This window comes from Rhodobacter sp. JA431 (assembly GCF_900217725.1).
GTDB lineage: Bacteria > Pseudomonadota > Alphaproteobacteria > Rhodobacterales > Rhodobacteraceae > Rhodobacter > Rhodobacter aestuarii.
The window spans coordinates 1-13974 of the sequence record NZ_OBMP01000011.1; the positions used below are offsets into that span (position 1 = coordinate 1).

16 protein-coding genes are annotated in these 13974 nt (G+C 61.7%); 4 read left to right on the forward strand and 12 right to left on the reverse strand.

Going from position 1 to position 13974, the window contains the following annotated elements:
• The coding region (locus CRO18_RS19040; protein WP_212710166.1) for a hypothetical protein at nt 1-319 on the forward strand (319 nt) is incomplete at its 5' end.
• A gap of 217 nt (nt 320-536) precedes the next feature.
• On the opposite strand, the gene pssA is transcribed toward CRO18_RS19040, so the two are convergent.
• The 5 genes from pssA to rplM form a co-directional block, all read right to left on the reverse strand.
• Nucleotides 537-1271, reverse strand: coding sequence for a CDP-diacylglycerol--serine O-phosphatidyltransferase (gene pssA, locus CRO18_RS16995; RefSeq protein ID WP_076484030.1), 735 nt, complete (start codon nt 1269-1271; stop codon nt 537-539).
• Nucleotides 1272-1283: 12 nt separating this feature from the next.
• Complete coding sequence (locus CRO18_RS17000) at nt 1284-2063, reverse strand: phosphatidylserine decarboxylase (protein ID WP_097083007.1); 780 nt, start codon at nt 2061-2063, stop codon at nt 1284-1286.
• Between the two features lie 49 nt (nt 2064-2112).
• Nucleotides 2113-2463 (reverse strand): hypothetical protein, encoded by a 351-nt coding sequence (locus CRO18_RS17005; protein ID WP_097083008.1) that lies wholly within the window; start codon nt 2461-2463, stop codon nt 2113-2115.
• Nucleotides 2464-2592: 129 nt separating this feature from the next.
• The gene (gene rpsI / locus CRO18_RS17010; protein WP_076484033.1) at nt 2593-3090 is read right to left on the reverse strand and encodes a 30S ribosomal protein S9; all 498 of its coding nucleotides are present in this window, start codon (nt 3088-3090) and stop codon (nt 2593-2595) included.
• Between the two features lie 2 nt (nt 3091-3092).
• The gene (rplM, locus tag CRO18_RS17015; protein ID WP_076484034.1) at nt 3093-3557 is read right to left on the reverse strand and encodes a 50S ribosomal protein L13; all 465 of its coding nucleotides are present in this window, start codon (nt 3555-3557) and stop codon (nt 3093-3095) included.
• 280 nt (nt 3558-3837) lie between these two features.
• Here rplM and CRO18_RS17020 point away from each other — a divergent pair, with 280 nt between their 5' ends.
• The gene (locus CRO18_RS17020) at nt 3838-5298 is read left to right on the forward strand and encodes a DASS family sodium-coupled anion symporter (RefSeq protein ID WP_097083009.1); all 1461 of its coding nucleotides are present in this window, start codon (nt 3838-3840) and stop codon (nt 5296-5298) included.
• Here CRO18_RS17020 and CRO18_RS17025 read toward each other — a convergent pair.
• The gene (locus tag CRO18_RS17025) at nt 5295-5729 is read right to left on the reverse strand and encodes a PaaI family thioesterase (protein ID WP_097083010.1); all 435 of its coding nucleotides are present in this window, start codon (nt 5727-5729) and stop codon (nt 5295-5297) included. The genes CRO18_RS17020 and CRO18_RS17025 overlap by 4 nt on opposite strands.
• A 53-nt stretch (nt 5730-5782) precedes the next feature.
• Between CRO18_RS17025 and CRO18_RS17030 the strand changes: the two genes are divergently transcribed.
• The gene (locus tag CRO18_RS17030; RefSeq protein ID WP_097083011.1) at nt 5783-6571 is read left to right on the forward strand and encodes an enoyl-CoA hydratase; all 789 of its coding nucleotides are present in this window, start codon (nt 5783-5785) and stop codon (nt 6569-6571) included.
• Between the two features lies 1 nt (nt 6572).
• Here CRO18_RS17030 and CRO18_RS17035 read toward each other — a convergent pair whose 3' ends face one another.
• Genes CRO18_RS17035 through argS form a run of 6 tightly spaced genes read right to left on the reverse strand, consistent with a single transcriptional unit; the run spans nt 6573 to nt 12008 of the window.
• Nucleotides 6573-6782, reverse strand: a complete 210-nt coding sequence (locus CRO18_RS17035) for a hypothetical protein (RefSeq protein WP_097083012.1) — start codon at nt 6780-6782, stop codon at nt 6573-6575.
• A gap of 3 nt (nt 6783-6785) precedes the next feature.
• The gene (gene scpB / locus CRO18_RS17040; protein ID WP_097083013.1) at nt 6786-7427 is read right to left on the reverse strand and encodes an SMC-Scp complex subunit ScpB; all 642 of its coding nucleotides are present in this window, start codon (nt 7425-7427) and stop codon (nt 6786-6788) included.
• Complete coding sequence (locus CRO18_RS17045; protein WP_076484040.1) at nt 7420-8223, reverse strand: ScpA family protein; 804 nt, start codon at nt 8221-8223, stop codon at nt 7420-7422. Before CRO18_RS17045 ends, scpB begins: the two co-directional genes overlap by 8 nt.
• On the reverse strand, nt 8216-9214 hold the full coding sequence (nagZ, locus tag CRO18_RS17050) for a beta-N-acetylhexosaminidase (protein ID WP_097083014.1): 999 nt from the start codon (nt 9212-9214) through the stop codon (nt 8216-8218). The genes CRO18_RS17045 and nagZ overlap by 8 nt, the downstream gene beginning before the upstream one ends.
• Entirely contained in the window at nt 9211-10203 is a 993-nt protein-coding gene (locus CRO18_RS17055) for an SPOR domain-containing protein (protein WP_249276096.1), read from the reverse strand. The genes nagZ and CRO18_RS17055 overlap by 4 nt, the downstream gene beginning before the upstream one ends.
• Nucleotides 10204-10262: 59 nt before the next feature.
• Entirely contained in the window at nt 10263-12008 is a 1746-nt protein-coding gene (argS, locus tag CRO18_RS17060; RefSeq protein WP_097083052.1) for an arginine--tRNA ligase, read from the reverse strand.
• 284 nt (nt 12009-12292) lie between these two features.
• Here argS and CRO18_RS17065 point away from each other — a divergent pair, with 284 nt between their 5' ends.
• Nucleotides 12293-13870 (forward strand): DEAD/DEAH box helicase, encoded by a 1578-nt coding sequence (locus CRO18_RS17065; RefSeq protein WP_097083015.1) that lies wholly within the window; start codon nt 12293-12295, stop codon nt 13868-13870.
• The last annotated feature ends 104 nt before the right edge of the window (nt 13871-13974 follow it).

The window sequence follows — 13974 nt, forward strand, 5'->3', positions numbered from 1 at the left end:
GAAGCTAGAGCGCCGATATGTCTCGGTTCGCAGTCGCATTCGCGCCCAAACCGCCCACATATCTCTTCAGATATCCATCAATGTCAAAGAGCAAGAGGCAAAAACGAACCAGAAGCGCCATTCTTACTATGGCGTTTCAGGCTGCCTGACCTCTTATGTTTTTTTTTGCTTCCCTGTGCCGTCTTTCGTTGGCGCCGTTCCGCGTCCCGCTGCGGTGTGTGCCGCTTCGGTGAGGGGTGTTCTACGCATCTCGACCGGGGGCCGCAAGAGGCTTTTTTGCGAAAACGTCATTTTTCTTCGTTACACTCGGATTTCCTGAGGAAAACTTGGGCATTTTGAAAACGCAGCCACGATATCTGCTCAACCCTTCGCTGTGGGCTTTCGCCTTCCGGCAGAGAATCAACATCGATTCCAGCGCGAATCTGCTGTCCGAGTCGCCTGTCGACCCCCTACCCCACCGCTTCGGAGCCAAAATCAGAATCCAAAAGGCCGAGTCGGAGCGTTCCGACTCGGCCTTTCATCGAATGTGAAGAGGATCAGCGTAAGATTCGTCCCTTCATCCGCCAGATGCCTGGCATCAGCACCGCGATGTAAAGCAGATCGACGACGATCAAGAACACCCACAGCTTCGTCACCAAAAGCCCGACGCCGATCACCGTCCCCATCAAAGTGGCGACAACCCCCAGCCCTTTGAGCTTGAGCGACTTGGGAGAGAAGGTGCGCAGACGGGAGATCATCAGCACCCCCACAAAACCAAGCCAGATCGCCGCCAGCATTGGCACGCTGCGCGCATTGACCCAACCTTCAAAGCTCAGGAAAACTGGCAAAAGCGCCAAAAGCGCTCCGGCAGGCGCGGGCACCCCGGTGAAATGCGTGGTCGAGCCCTCTTCCCCGCGCATCACGTTAAACCGCGCAAGCCGCAAACAGGCGGCCGCCGCATAGACCAGCACAAAGACCCAGCCGAGTGCATTCCCCTCCCCCATCGCGAAACGATAGACGAGCACCCCCGGCGCCACACCAAAGCACAGAAAGTCAGAAAGGCTGTCGAGTTCGGCCCCAAATTCGGAGGTGGCCTTGAGACGGCGCGCAATCAAGCCATCCAGCCCATCAATCGCGGCGGAAAACAGCAGCAACAAGACCGCAGTTTCATATTTGCCTACCATCGCAAATCGGATCGAGGTCAGGCCAAGGCACATCCCCGACAAGGTCACAAGGTTGGGCAGAAGCATCAGGAACGGCATGCGTTCGCGGTCTTGTGGCTCTAGGCTCATCTTCGGTCTTTCTTATTGCCCGCGCCCTTCGCGCGGGGCTTCGCGGCTCAGCAGATCGGCAATAACCGTCTCGCCCGCAATCATCGTTTGCCCGATGCAGACCATCGGGTCCACCCCGTCGGGCAGATAGATATCAAGCCGCGAGCCAAAGCGAATAAGCCCGAACCGTTCGCCCGTAGCGAGGCTATCGCCCTCACGCACGAAGCACAAAATGCGCCGCGCCACGAGGCCCGCAATCTGCACCACGCCATAGCGCAGCCCATCGGGGGTTTCGACAGCAAGGCCGTTACGCTCGTTGTCTTTCGACGCTTTGTCGAGCGAGGCATTGAGGAACAGCCCCTCATGATAGGCGACCTTGGTGATTTTACCTGCCATCGGCAAACGGTTCACATGGCAGTTGAACACCGACATGAAAACCGAAACCCGGGTCATCGGCTGATCGCCCAAGCCCAGTTCCATCGGCGGCACCGCAGGCTCAAGCAGCGAGACAACCCCGTCCGCGGGCGAAACCATCAGCCCCGGGCGTGTGGGCGTCACCCGCACCGGATCGCGGAAGAAGTAATAAACCCAAACCGTCAAGCCGGTGCCGATCCAGCCCAACGGGGCCCAGATCAAAAACAGCACCAAGGTGATCGCGGCGGCAATGGCCACGAACTTGCGCCCCTCGGGGTGCATTGGCTTGATGAAGGTGGAAAGCATGGAAACGGACATCGCAAGCCTTTCTCTTTGGTCTTTCCGTTGCCGCCTTCTACCGCAGCCCGTCCGCAAAGGGAACGGCCCCAGACCCGACATGCCGTCGCGGCCTATTTGAGCGGCTCAGATGCGCAAGCGAGTAGGCTGTCTAAGGACAAAACCGCCAATCGGAGACATAGCCATCCCGGATCAGATAGACCCCGCGATCATGAGACAGGATCATCAATCGGTGGGTCGTGGTCTCCCCCAACTCGCTGCAAACCGCATCATAAAGCACGGCCTTCATGTCGCGAACGGGCGTGGGCTGGGTTAACTGGCAGCGGCTCTCCACCCCTTCAAGCCATTCCCCAAGGATCGCAACCGCGCCGCCATCCCCGCCAATCTGATCGCTGCGGCAATCCCACGTCTCTCCGGCAGGATGATAAACGCCGTCAAACGGCCCCGCATGTACCGACACAGCCGTTAAACAGGCTGCAAAAGCCAAAGAAATCGTTTTCATCCTGCCCTCCCATCTTTCGCCCCAGCCTGCCAGCCTCCCCCCACCTGTCAACAGGAGGCGAGGCCGCAAAAGCAAATGGGCCCGCAAAACTGCGAGCCCATTCGAATGTGCAAAAGGTGATCTGACAGATCAGCGTTTCGAGAACTGGAAGCTACGGCGGGCTTTCGCTTTACCGTATTTCTTACGTTCGACGACACGCGAGTCGCGGGTCAGGAAGCCAGCCGCTTTGAGCGCGGCGCGCAGGCCCGGCTCGTGCAGTTGCAGCGCTTTCGAGATGCCGTGCTTGACCGCACCGGCTTGGCCCGAAAGACCACCGCCAACAACGGTCGCCATCACGTCATATTGGCCTTCGACACCGGCCACACCGAAGGGCTGGTTGACGATGAGCTGGAGCACCGGACGCGCGAAGTATTCGTTCATCGCTTTGCCGTTGACGGTGATCTTGCCCGAACCCGGCTTGACCCACACACGGGCGACAGCGTTTTTACGCTTGCCGGTGGCATAGGCACGGCCTTGGGCGTCGCGCACCGGGGCGCGGGGCGCGGCGTCAGTCACGGCGGTCTCGGCAGCAGCCGGGGTGCCCGACACGGCCGACTTCAGATCGTCGAGGGATTTGATATCGGACATGATTACGCGCTCCGGGTGTTCTTCTTGTTCAGGACTTTCACGTCCAGAACTTCGGGCTGCTGGGCTTCATGCGGATGCTCGGCACCGGCGTAAACGCGCAGGTTCGCCATTTGCGCACGGCCAAGACGGTTGCGCGAGATCATGCGCTCAACGGCTTTGATCACGACGCGCTCCGGGTGAGCCCCTTCCAGCACTTGACGCGCGGTGCGGAACTTGATGCCGCCCGGGTGGCCAGTGTGCCAGTAGTAGCGCTTGTCGGCGCGTTTGTTGCCCGTCATCTGCACCTTGTCGGCGTTGATGATGATGACGTTATCACCCATGTCCATGTGGGGGGTGAAGGTCGGCTTGTGTTTGCCACGCAGGCGCATGGCAACGATCGTGGCGAGGCGGCCCAGAACGACGCCCTCGGCGTCAATCAGGATCCACTTCTTCTCGATCTCCGCCGGTTTCGCGGTATAGGTTTTCATTGTCGATCGCCCTTTGAAGGGTTGTGGAATTCGGATGCGGGCTTTTCGATGATTTCGGCGCGCAGATCAAGGGCCTTGATGTGCATTTTTTGAAGCGTTTTCAATAGCCTAAAAAATAGGTATCTATTTACCCCACGCGCCGCACGGAAAACAGCCCTGATTCCGGCCCGTTTGCCGCGCAACAGCCCGCCCCGGACAATATGCCCGCCCTGCACATCGCGTCGCGGCCCGCGCGCGCAGCGCTCATGTTAGACTGGAGCGCGGAGAGAGGGAGGACATCATGGCAGAAGACATATCAGAAGACGTGCCCAAACCGAAACGCATTGGCCTTTTGCGCCTGATTGCCCTAGTTCTCGGCCCGCTTTGCCTGATCCCGGCGCTTGCGCTTCCCGCCCCGTTTGAGCTTACCCCGGAGGCGTGGAAGCTTGTCTGCGTGGCGGCGTGGATGGTGATTTGGTGGCTGTCTGAAGCGCTCCCCCTTTCCGCCACAGCGCTTTTGCCAGTGGTGGTGATGCCAAGCCTTGGCATTTTGCCCAGCGCCGAAGTCACGGCCCAATATGGCAGCCCTTTGATCTTCCTCTTTCTTGGCGGCTTTCTTCTGGCGGCCGCGATGCAACGCCACGGGCTGCATCGACGCATCGCACTTTTCATCGTCGCCAATATTGGCCGATCTGCCAGTGGCATCATCGCGGGCTTCATGCTGGCCACCGCGTTTTTGTCGATGTGGATCTCGAACACCGCGACGGCGGTGATGATGGTCGCTGTTGGGGCCTCGGTCGTGGATTTTGTGGCAAACCGTCTTGGGGCGGCACAGGCGCGCAACTTTGGTGTCGCCCTGATGCTCGCCATCGCCTATTCGGCCTCCATCGGCGGGGTCGGCACGCTGATCGGCACGCCGCCCAATGCGCTTTTGGCTAGCCTTCTGGCGCAGACCCATGAAATTGAGATTGGCTTCTTTCAGTGGATGAAGCTGGGCCTACCGGTCGTGGCGGTGATGCTTCCGCTCACCCATCTTTTGCTCACCCGCGTTATCTTTCCGGTGAAGGGGCTCGATCTCGCCGCCGTCCGCCCACTGATCCGCGCGGAACTTGAGGCCCTTGGCCCGATGTCGCGGGGCGAGGTAATTGTGGCGGCTGTCTTTGCGCTCGCCGCCTTTGCCTGGATCTTCCGCGCGGCGCTGAACCTGCCCATTTCCGACAGTGGCATTGCTATTTTGGCGGCTGTTATCCTGTTTGCGATCCCTCTCGGGCGTGATGAAGGTTTCGTGCTCGACTGGTCCGTAGCACCAAGCCTGCCTTGGGGCGTGCTGTTGCTTTTCGGCGGTGGACTCGCGCTTGCGGCAGCCTTTGAGGCGACCGGGCTTGCCGGGTGGATCGGTGCGCGCGTTGCGGGGCTGGAGGCCGTGCCGCTTTGGGCGCTGATTTTGGTGGTGGCTCTGGTAATCGTGTTCTTGACCGAGATCACCTCCAATACCGCATCCACCGCAACCTTCTTGCCGGTGCTCGCGGCGGTCGCGGCGGGCTTGGGCGTGGCGGTGGAATGGCTCACGGTGCCCGTGGCGCTTGGGGCCTCGATGGCGTTTATGATGCCAGTCGCAACACCCCCCAATGCGATTGTCTTTTCCCACACCGGGCTTCGGCTCGCCGATATGGCCCGCGCGGGGGTGGTGCTGAATGTGATCTCTATCGTTACCGTTTGGGCGGCAACGCTCTGGCTCGCCCCCATCGTCTTTGGGCTTTAGGGGCCGGGCTGCACCGCTTTCGGCGGGATCGCATAGGTCATCGAGGCGCGCGCGACCGGCGCCTCCTGCCCGTCTGAATAAATCAGCGCCTCGCCCACGGCGAGGCTGCGCCCCAGTTTGAGCACCCGCACATGCGCCAGCAAATCCGCCCCAGCGGCGGGTTTGCGCAAAAAGTCGATGCTGGCATTTGTGGTGACCGCCAACGCGATCGGCCCGATCCGCGCCAAGATGGCCAGATAAATCCCGACATCCGCCAGCGCGAACATGCTCGGCCCCGACACCGTGCCACCGGGGCGCAGATGGCTGTCATCGACTTTAAGCCGCACAACCAATTCTTCGCCCAGCCGCTCAATCGCGAACATCCCGGCCACCTGCGGGAACTCTTGCGCCAAGAACGCCTCAAGTGACGTTACGTCCATTTGCAGTTGCATCTTCCCCTCGCGGCTACGGCCTTTCAGACTTCGTCCCAAAGGGAGGAAGTTCAATGACCGATTTGGTGGAGTTGGAAAAACGTGGCGTCATCGCGCATTTGACGCTGAACAGCCCCGGCAGCCTCAATGCGCTTTCAGACGCGATGCTGCATGCGTTGAAAGCCCGGTTTGAGGAACTGGGGGCCGACAGTTCCGTCAAGGTCGTGGTGCTCAAAGGCGCGGGCAAGGTGTTTTGCGCGGGCCATGACCTGAAGGAAATGCAACGGGGCCGCGAAGCGGAAGATAAGGGCCGGGGCTATTTCACCGATCTCTTCACCCGCTGCGCAGAGGTAATGCAGATGATCCCCACCCTGCCCCAGCCGGTGATTTCCGAGGTGCATGGCATCGCCACGGCAGCGGGCTGCCAGTTGGTGGCGTCGTGCGACCTCGCCGTCGCCGCCGAAGGCACCCGCTTTGGCGTGAATGGCGTCAATATCGGGCTTTTCTGTTCCACGCCGATGGTCGCACTGACCCGCGCTGTGCCGCGCAAAGTGGCCTTTGAAATGCTGACCACCGGCGAATTTATCAGCGCCGAGCGGGCGCGGGAGGTCGGGCTGGTGAACCGCGTGGTGCCGCATGAGGAATTGGACGCCGCCACCAGCCAATTGGCCGAAACCTTGGCCGCCAAACTCGGTGCGGCAGTCAAAGTGGGCAAACGCGCCTTCTACGAGCAAATCGAGATGGGGTTGGCCGAAGCTTACGCCCATGCCGGCGCGGTGATGACAGAAAACATGCTTTACCGTGACACTGCCGAAGGCGTGCAAGCCTTCATTGAAAAGCGCAAACCCGACTGGGCCGAATAAGTTAGCGCAGCCGCCGGGCGATATTCGCCGCTTGGCGCGCCCGCCGTGCCGCTTGGCGGGCTTTGGCGGCGGCTTGCTTTTCCTCGGGCGTCATCTGTGCGGCAGGTTTGCCTTTGCTGGCCATCATATCGATGCCCTTATTGATCCCCGTGCGCATTGCGCGTCGCATCACCATATTCACGATCATCTGCACCAATCGGCCAAGGTCCATCCCTCACTCCTCTTCGAACAATTCGCTTTGGCCGATCATATCGCCCTCGTCGTCCTCGGCACCGGGCATCGGGCGGTTGTCCAATAGCCCCGCCGAGCGCAGTTCCTTGATGCCGGGCAGATCGCGCGCCGATTCCAGCCCGAAATGGTCCAAGAACCCCTCGGTCACGATAAAGGTCACGGGCCGCCCGGGCGTCATCCGCCGACGCCCAAGGCGGATCCACTCCATCTCCAAAAGCTGGTCGATGGTGCCCCGGCTCACCGCCACACCGCGAATTTCTTCAATCTCTGCGCGGGTGACGGGCTGGTGGTAGGCAATAATCGCAAGCGTCTCGATCGCCGCGCGCGAAAGTTTGCGCAGTTCCACCGTTTCCTTTTGCATCAAAAAGCCGAGGTCCGGCGCGGTGCGAAAGGCCCAAGCATTCCCCACCTTGACCAAATGCACCCCCCGCCCCTCATAGCGACGCTGCAAATAGGCCAAAGCCTCGGTGGCATCCGAGCCATGTGGCATCCGGTCTTGCATTTCGCGCACGCTCACCGGCTCGGGCGAGGCAAACAAGATCGCCTCCACCATCCGCTCCTGTTCCGCCAAAGGCGGCGCCTCAAAGAGCGATTTCTCGTTTGGATCGTAGCGGCTGTCACTCATGCGTGGCTCGCGGTGTGGTGCGCGCCCGGATCGCAATCGGCGCGAAGGTTTCACTTTGGCGAATTTCGATATGGCCTTGCTTGGCCAGTTCGAGCGAAGCGGCAAAGGTCGCTGCGGTGGCAGAGCGGCGGCGCTTCGGCTCCAGCCCCCAGCCCTCGGGCAAGTAGCTGGTGAGTTCCGTCCAATCCCCCGCAAAACCGATCATGCCGCGCATCCGGTCGAGCGCATCTTCCATCGTGAAGACATCGCGCCGATCAAAGGCATAGGGGCGAAATTCGTCGCGGGTGCGAATGCGGGCATAGGCTTGGATCAGCTCCAAAAGGCTTGCGGTATAGCGCACCTTGCGCACCCGCTCGACGCTTTCCTCAAACCCACGCCCGAAGAAATCTCGCCCCAGCCTGTCGCGCGCCATCAACTGCGCGGCGGCCTCACGCATCGCCGAAAGCCGTTCAAGCTGGAAGGCCAGATGCGCGGCCATATCCTCGGCCGAGGGCCCTTCTTCTCCCGGCTCGGGCGGCAACAAAAGGCGCGATTTCAAAAATGCCAGCCAAGCCGCCATCACCAGATAATCGGCGGCAAGTTCGATCCGCAGCGCTTTGGCGCGGTCTACAAAGGCCAGATATTGCTCGGCCAAAGCCAAAACGGAAATGCGCCGCAAATCCACCTTTTGCGTGCGCGAGAGCGTGAGCAAAAGATCTAGCGGGCCTTCAAACCCGTCCACATCGACAATCAGCGCCTCGGCTGCAAGCCGTTCGCTGACTGAGGTGCTTTCAAAGAGGCTTGTCTCTTCAGCCATCCATTTTCCCGTGCGAGAGGTTTTCAAACTCGGCACTCAAAGCATCCAAGTCAACCTCTTCGGGGGAATGACGCCAGCGCAAAGCGGCTTCCGCTCGCAAAGTAGCGGCGGGAGACAGCGCCCCGGCAGCGGCCACGGTCTCGGCCATTTCTGCACGCGTGCCATTGCAATGAAGCACCACATCGCACCCCGCCGTGAGCGAGGCTTTGGCCCGCTCGGCATAACTGCCCGTGAGAGCCTGCATCGTGATGTCGTCGGTCATCAAAAGCCCGGCAAAGCCGATTTCCTGCCGAATGAGATCAATCATCTTGGCGCTTTGCGTGGCAGGCGCGGCATCGAAGGCCGGAAAGCGGATATGCGCTGTCATACCCAGCGGCAGGTCACTTAGCGCTGTAAAAACGGCAAAATCGCTCGCGCGCAGATCATCGGCGGTGGCGGCAACGGTGGGCAGGTCTTTGTGGCTATCGGCCTCGGCCCGGCCGTGCCCCGGCATATGCTTGATCACCGGCAGCACGCCCCCGGCCAAGAGCCCCTCAGCCGTGGCGCGGGCGTTTTGCACCACCTCGGCCACTGTCTCGCCCATACAGCGGTTGTGCAAAAACGGATGCGTGCGCGGCCCGGCGATATCGCAGGTGGGGGCGCAATTGCCATCAATCCCCACCGCGCGCAGTTCTGCCGCTTGCAACCGCGCGCGCAACCAAAGCCCACGCGGCCCGGTGGCGCGGGCTTCGTCAAGCGGTGGCAGCCATTCGCGCCAATGCGGCGCGCGCAACCGCTGCACCCGCCCGCCTTCTTGATCAACGAAAATCGGCGCATCCCGACCAAGCGCAGCGCGCACCTGTGCCGTCAGCTGTGAAAGCTGCGCAGGGCTTTCCACGTTGCGGGCGAAGAGAATAAGACCCCAAGGATCGGCCTCACGCAAAAACGCCGCCTCATCGGGCCGAAGCTCCAGCCCCTCAAGCCCCAAGATCGTCGCGCCGGGCTGGCTCATTTAATCACCGTCGGGATGCAATTGGCGCCTTCGGCGACCAACGCCGCACAGAACTGGCGCGCTTCATCGACGTTGGCGAAGCCCTCAACCCGGAGCCGCCAGAAGCTGCGTCCGCCGGAAATCGCCTCTTGCACGATGCGGCGCTTGCCCGCCATCAGCGGCTCAAACTGGCGCATCGCCCGATCCCATTCGCCGCGTGCGATCTCTGGGCTGTCATAGGCCCCCAATTGCACCACGCGCGTGCCAGCGGGCAGACTTGCGGGATCAATTTCAATAACGGTTGTATCGCCTGTTTGCGCGCGTGCAGCCGCCGCCGCTTCGGCCTGCAAATCCCGTGCGGGGCGCGGCACCGGGCGCGGCGAGCGGGCAAGCCCCGGCACATCAGGAGAAATAATGTCAGCGGCTGGTGTTTCGGGCGCGTCCTCGGGCGGTTCGCCTTCGGCCTCTTCTTGCAAGATCTCTTGCATGGCGGCGGCGACAGCGGCCTCAATCCCCGGTTCGGGCGGATCTTCCAACTCGGGCGTCGGGCGCGCGGAATCGGGCACCGGCAAGGCGGCGACCTCTTCCTCCGCCTCAGGCGCGACATCCTCTTGTTCGGATTCAGACGGAGCGATCTCAGGCAGCGGGCGCAGCGCAGCCATCGGCGCATCATCGGGCGCAAGCTCAACCGGATCGGGCGCCAGCACCACACGGTCGGGCCCCGGCGCGGCAACGCCCGAACCTGCCACCTCGTTCACCGCAAGGCCAACATGGGCGGCCAAATCCCCCCCGGGGTTTTCCGGCGCCACGCGCGCGGGCCCTTCAATCGCACGGATGATTGGAACGCCAGAGACATCGCGCACCGCAAGCTTATAGCCCCAGATCACAACGCCAATCACCAGCGCAACAGAACTCGCAGCGCCCGCCCATTGGACCCAGCGCTGCACGGGGGCCCCGCCCCCGCCTGTCATGTCATGTGACCCGCCCATCCGGGGGTCGGGATGTTGCATGCTCGCCTCTTTGCCGGTTGGGGGTTCTCCCCGCGGACGTCCAGCGCCCCGGCAGGAGCTTAGCGCATCTCTTCAGCCGGGGTGACGCCAAGAATACCAAGACCCGCCGAAATCACAACGGCACAGGCCCGGGCAAGGGCGATTTTCGCCGATGTAAGCGGCAGGTCGTCTTCTTGCACGAAACGGAGCGCCGTTTCCTCATTGCCGCGATGCCAAAGCGCATGCAGGTCCGAGGCAATTTCGTAAAGGAAGAAAGCGATCCGATGCGGCTCATTGGCCCGCGCGGCAATCTCCACCAAGCGCGGCCATTCGGCGATTTTCTTCGCCAAAGCGCGTTCCGCCTCATGGGTGTTGCGGGTCAAATCCGCGCCCGCCAGCGCCGCATCATTCACATCTACGCCCAGTTCCACCGCCTTGCGCAGCACAGAGGCCACGCGGGCATGGGCATATTGCACATAGAAAACGGGGTTGTCTTTCGACTGCTCCAGCACCTTATCGAAGTCAAAGTCCAAAGGCGCATCGTTCTTGCGGGTAAGCATATGGAACCGGGTCACATCCGCGCCCGCCTGCTCCACCACATCGCGCAGCGTCACAAATGTGCCCGCGCGTTTCGACATTTTGAAGGGCTCGCCGTTTTTGAACAACTTCACGAGCTGGATCAGCTTGATGTCAAGGCTGACTTTATTCTCGCTTAGCGCCGCGACGGCCGCTTTCATCCGCTTCACGTAACCGCCGTGGTCGGCCCCGAACACGTCGATCAAGAGGTCAAAGCCGCGTTCAATTTTGGTCCAGTGATAGGCGATATCGGGGGCGAAATAGGTCCAAGCGCCGTCCGACTTTTTCACCGGGCGGTCGACGTCGTCGCCATAGTTGGTGGATTTAAAGAGCGTTTGCTCACGCTCTTCCCAATCTTCTGGCAGTTTGCCCTTCGGCGGCTCCAGCACGCCTTCGTAGATCAGGCCCAAATCCTCAAGCCGCTTCAGCGCGCCTTCGATCTGTCCCGTGCCGTAAAGCGATTTTTCCGAATAGAACACGTCCATCTTCACGCCCAAAAGCGCGAGATCGCAACGGATCATCTCCATCATCGCCTCGGTGGCGAATTCGCGAACATCGGCCAGCCAGTCTTCCTCGGGCTTGTCGATCAGGGTTGCGCCGTATTTGGCCTTCAACGCTTCACCCACCGGGATCAGGTAATCGCCGGGGTACAGCCCTTCGCGGATTTCCGGCTCAAGGCCATTCGCCTCGCGATACCGCTCATAAGCCGAGCGGGCGAGCACATCGACCTGCGCGCCGCCATCGTTGATGTAATATTCGCGCGTGACATCGTAGCCCGCGAAATCAAGCAGGCTGGCCAAAGCATCGCCAAAGACCGCGCCACGGGTATGACCGACATGCATCGGCCCGGTCGGGTTGGCCGACACATATTCCACGTTCACCTTCACGCCCCGGCCAAGGTCCGAGCGGCCAAAATCGCGCCCGTCTTGGAGCGCGGCGCGGATCACCTCGTCCCAAATCTCCGGCGCCAGCCGCAGGTTGATGAAGCCCGGCCCCGCCACTTCGGCAGAGGCGATACGCGGATCATCGGAAAGTTGCTCCACCAAAGCTTCCGCCAAGGCGCGCGGGTTCATCTTGGCGGGCTTCGCCAACACCATCGCGGCATTGGTCGCCATATCGCCATGCGCGGCATCACGCGGCGGTTCCACCGAGACGTTGGCGGTGTCGAGCCCGGCGGGCAGCGTGCCCTCGGCTTCCATTTCCTCAAGCGCCGCAATGACCGTGCAGCGGATATCGGCAAAAATGTTCATGATCGGCATCCTTCGTTGCCTTTCCCCTGCCAGAGCGTTGCGCCCCCGTCAACTCACGCAGTGGCTCTCTCGCGTGGGCGCGGCGCCACGAAAGCGGCAAAAAACCGCCCCGCGCCCCTGCGTCGCAGGCCGAATCAGCCCCATTTTTGGCAGTTTGTTGACGTTCGCCCGCGTATGAAGTAGGGCAGGCGCGTCGCAATCCGTGCGACCAATCGACCGGGACGCCCGGAAATAGCGTCCCCCCACCCCGCGCCAGCCCGCTGGCGGCGCGATCAAGGACGCTCATGACGAAGTTTACCGATCTCAAACTGTCCCCCGATGTTCTGAAGGCGATCGCCGAGGCAGGCTATGAAACGCCCACCCCGATTCAGGCTGGCGCGATCCCCCATGCACTCGAGGGCAAGGACGTGCTTGGCATCGCCCAAACCGGGACCGGCAAAACCGCCTCTTTCACGCTACCCATGGTGACGATGCTCGCCAAGGGCCGTGCCCGTGCGCGGATGCCGCGTTCGCTGGTGCTGTGCCCGACGCGCGAACTCGCCGCGCAGGTGGCGGAGAACTTCGACACCTATGCTAAATACACCAAGCTGACGAAGGCGCTGTTGATCGGCGGCGTCAGCTTTGGCGAACAAGACAAGTTGATTGACCGTGGCGTCGATGTGCTGATTGCGACCCCGGGCCGGTTGCTTGACCATTTCGAGCGCGGCAAGCTGCTGCTCACGGGTGTGCAGATCATGGTGGTGGATGAAGCCGACCGGATGCTCGACATGGGCTTTATCCCTGATATTGAGCGCATCTTCCAACTGACGCCCTTTACCCGGCAAACGATGTTCTACTCGGCCACGATGGCACCCGAGATCGAGCGGATCACCAACACGTTCCTGCACACGCCCGCCCGCATCGAGGTCGCGCGTCAGGCCACCACCTCGGAAACGATCACCCAGACGCTGGTGGAAATTGCCCCGCCGCGCCGTGACCAGACCGCGAAAGCCAAGCGCGAACTGCTGCGCGCGCTGATTTCGGCGGAAGGCGAAACCTGCACCAACGCGATCATCTTCTGCAACCGCAAGACGGATGTGGATATTGTCGCGAAATCGCTCAAAACGCATGGGTTCAACGCCGCGCCGATCCATGGCGATCTGGACCAAAGCCAGCGTATGCGCACACTTGATGCGTTCCGCGATGGCGGTCTGCAGCTGCTGGTGGCCTCGGATGTCGCCGCGCGCGGACTTGATATTCCCGCCGTGAGCCATGTGTTCAACTATGACCTGCCGAGCCATGCCGAGGATTACGTGCACCGCATTGGCCGCACGGGTCGCGCGGGCCGCAAAGGCACCGCGATGTCGATCGGCACCCCCGGCGATGCGAAATACCTCGCCGCGATTGAAGCGTTGGTGAAAATGGAAATCCCCCGCGCCGAAGCGCCCGAGGGGTTTGCGCTTTCCGAAGCTGCGCATCGCGAGCCGAAGAAATATGACGATGACAAGGGCGGCCGTGGCAGCCGTTCGCGCGGTGGCCGTGGGGGTCGCGGGCGCGACCGCGATGACAAGCGCAGCGCGCGCCCGGAAAAGGACCGTCCCGAGAAGGAAACCGTCGTCGAGGCCAAAGCCGCACCGCAAGTCGAGGTTGAAGAGGATCTGATCGTCGAAGTTCCGGAGGCGAAACGCCCCGAACCGCGCCGCGATGACCGTCGAGACAACCGCCGCTACCGTGACAATGGTCCGGCGGTGGTCGGCATGGGCGATCATGTGCCAGACTTCCTGCTGCGCTCGTTCCGTCCCAACACGAAACAAACCGCAAGCGCCGACAAAGCCAGCAACGAGACCACGGCGCCGGAAGTGGAAGAAGCCTCAGAAAGCTGAGGCTGCGCAAGCGCCAAACAGAAAGAAAGCCCCAGAGCATCGGCTCCGGGGCTTTTTCTTTGGCAAATGGCCGACCTTCGGCGAGGTTCAAACCACCCCGACGA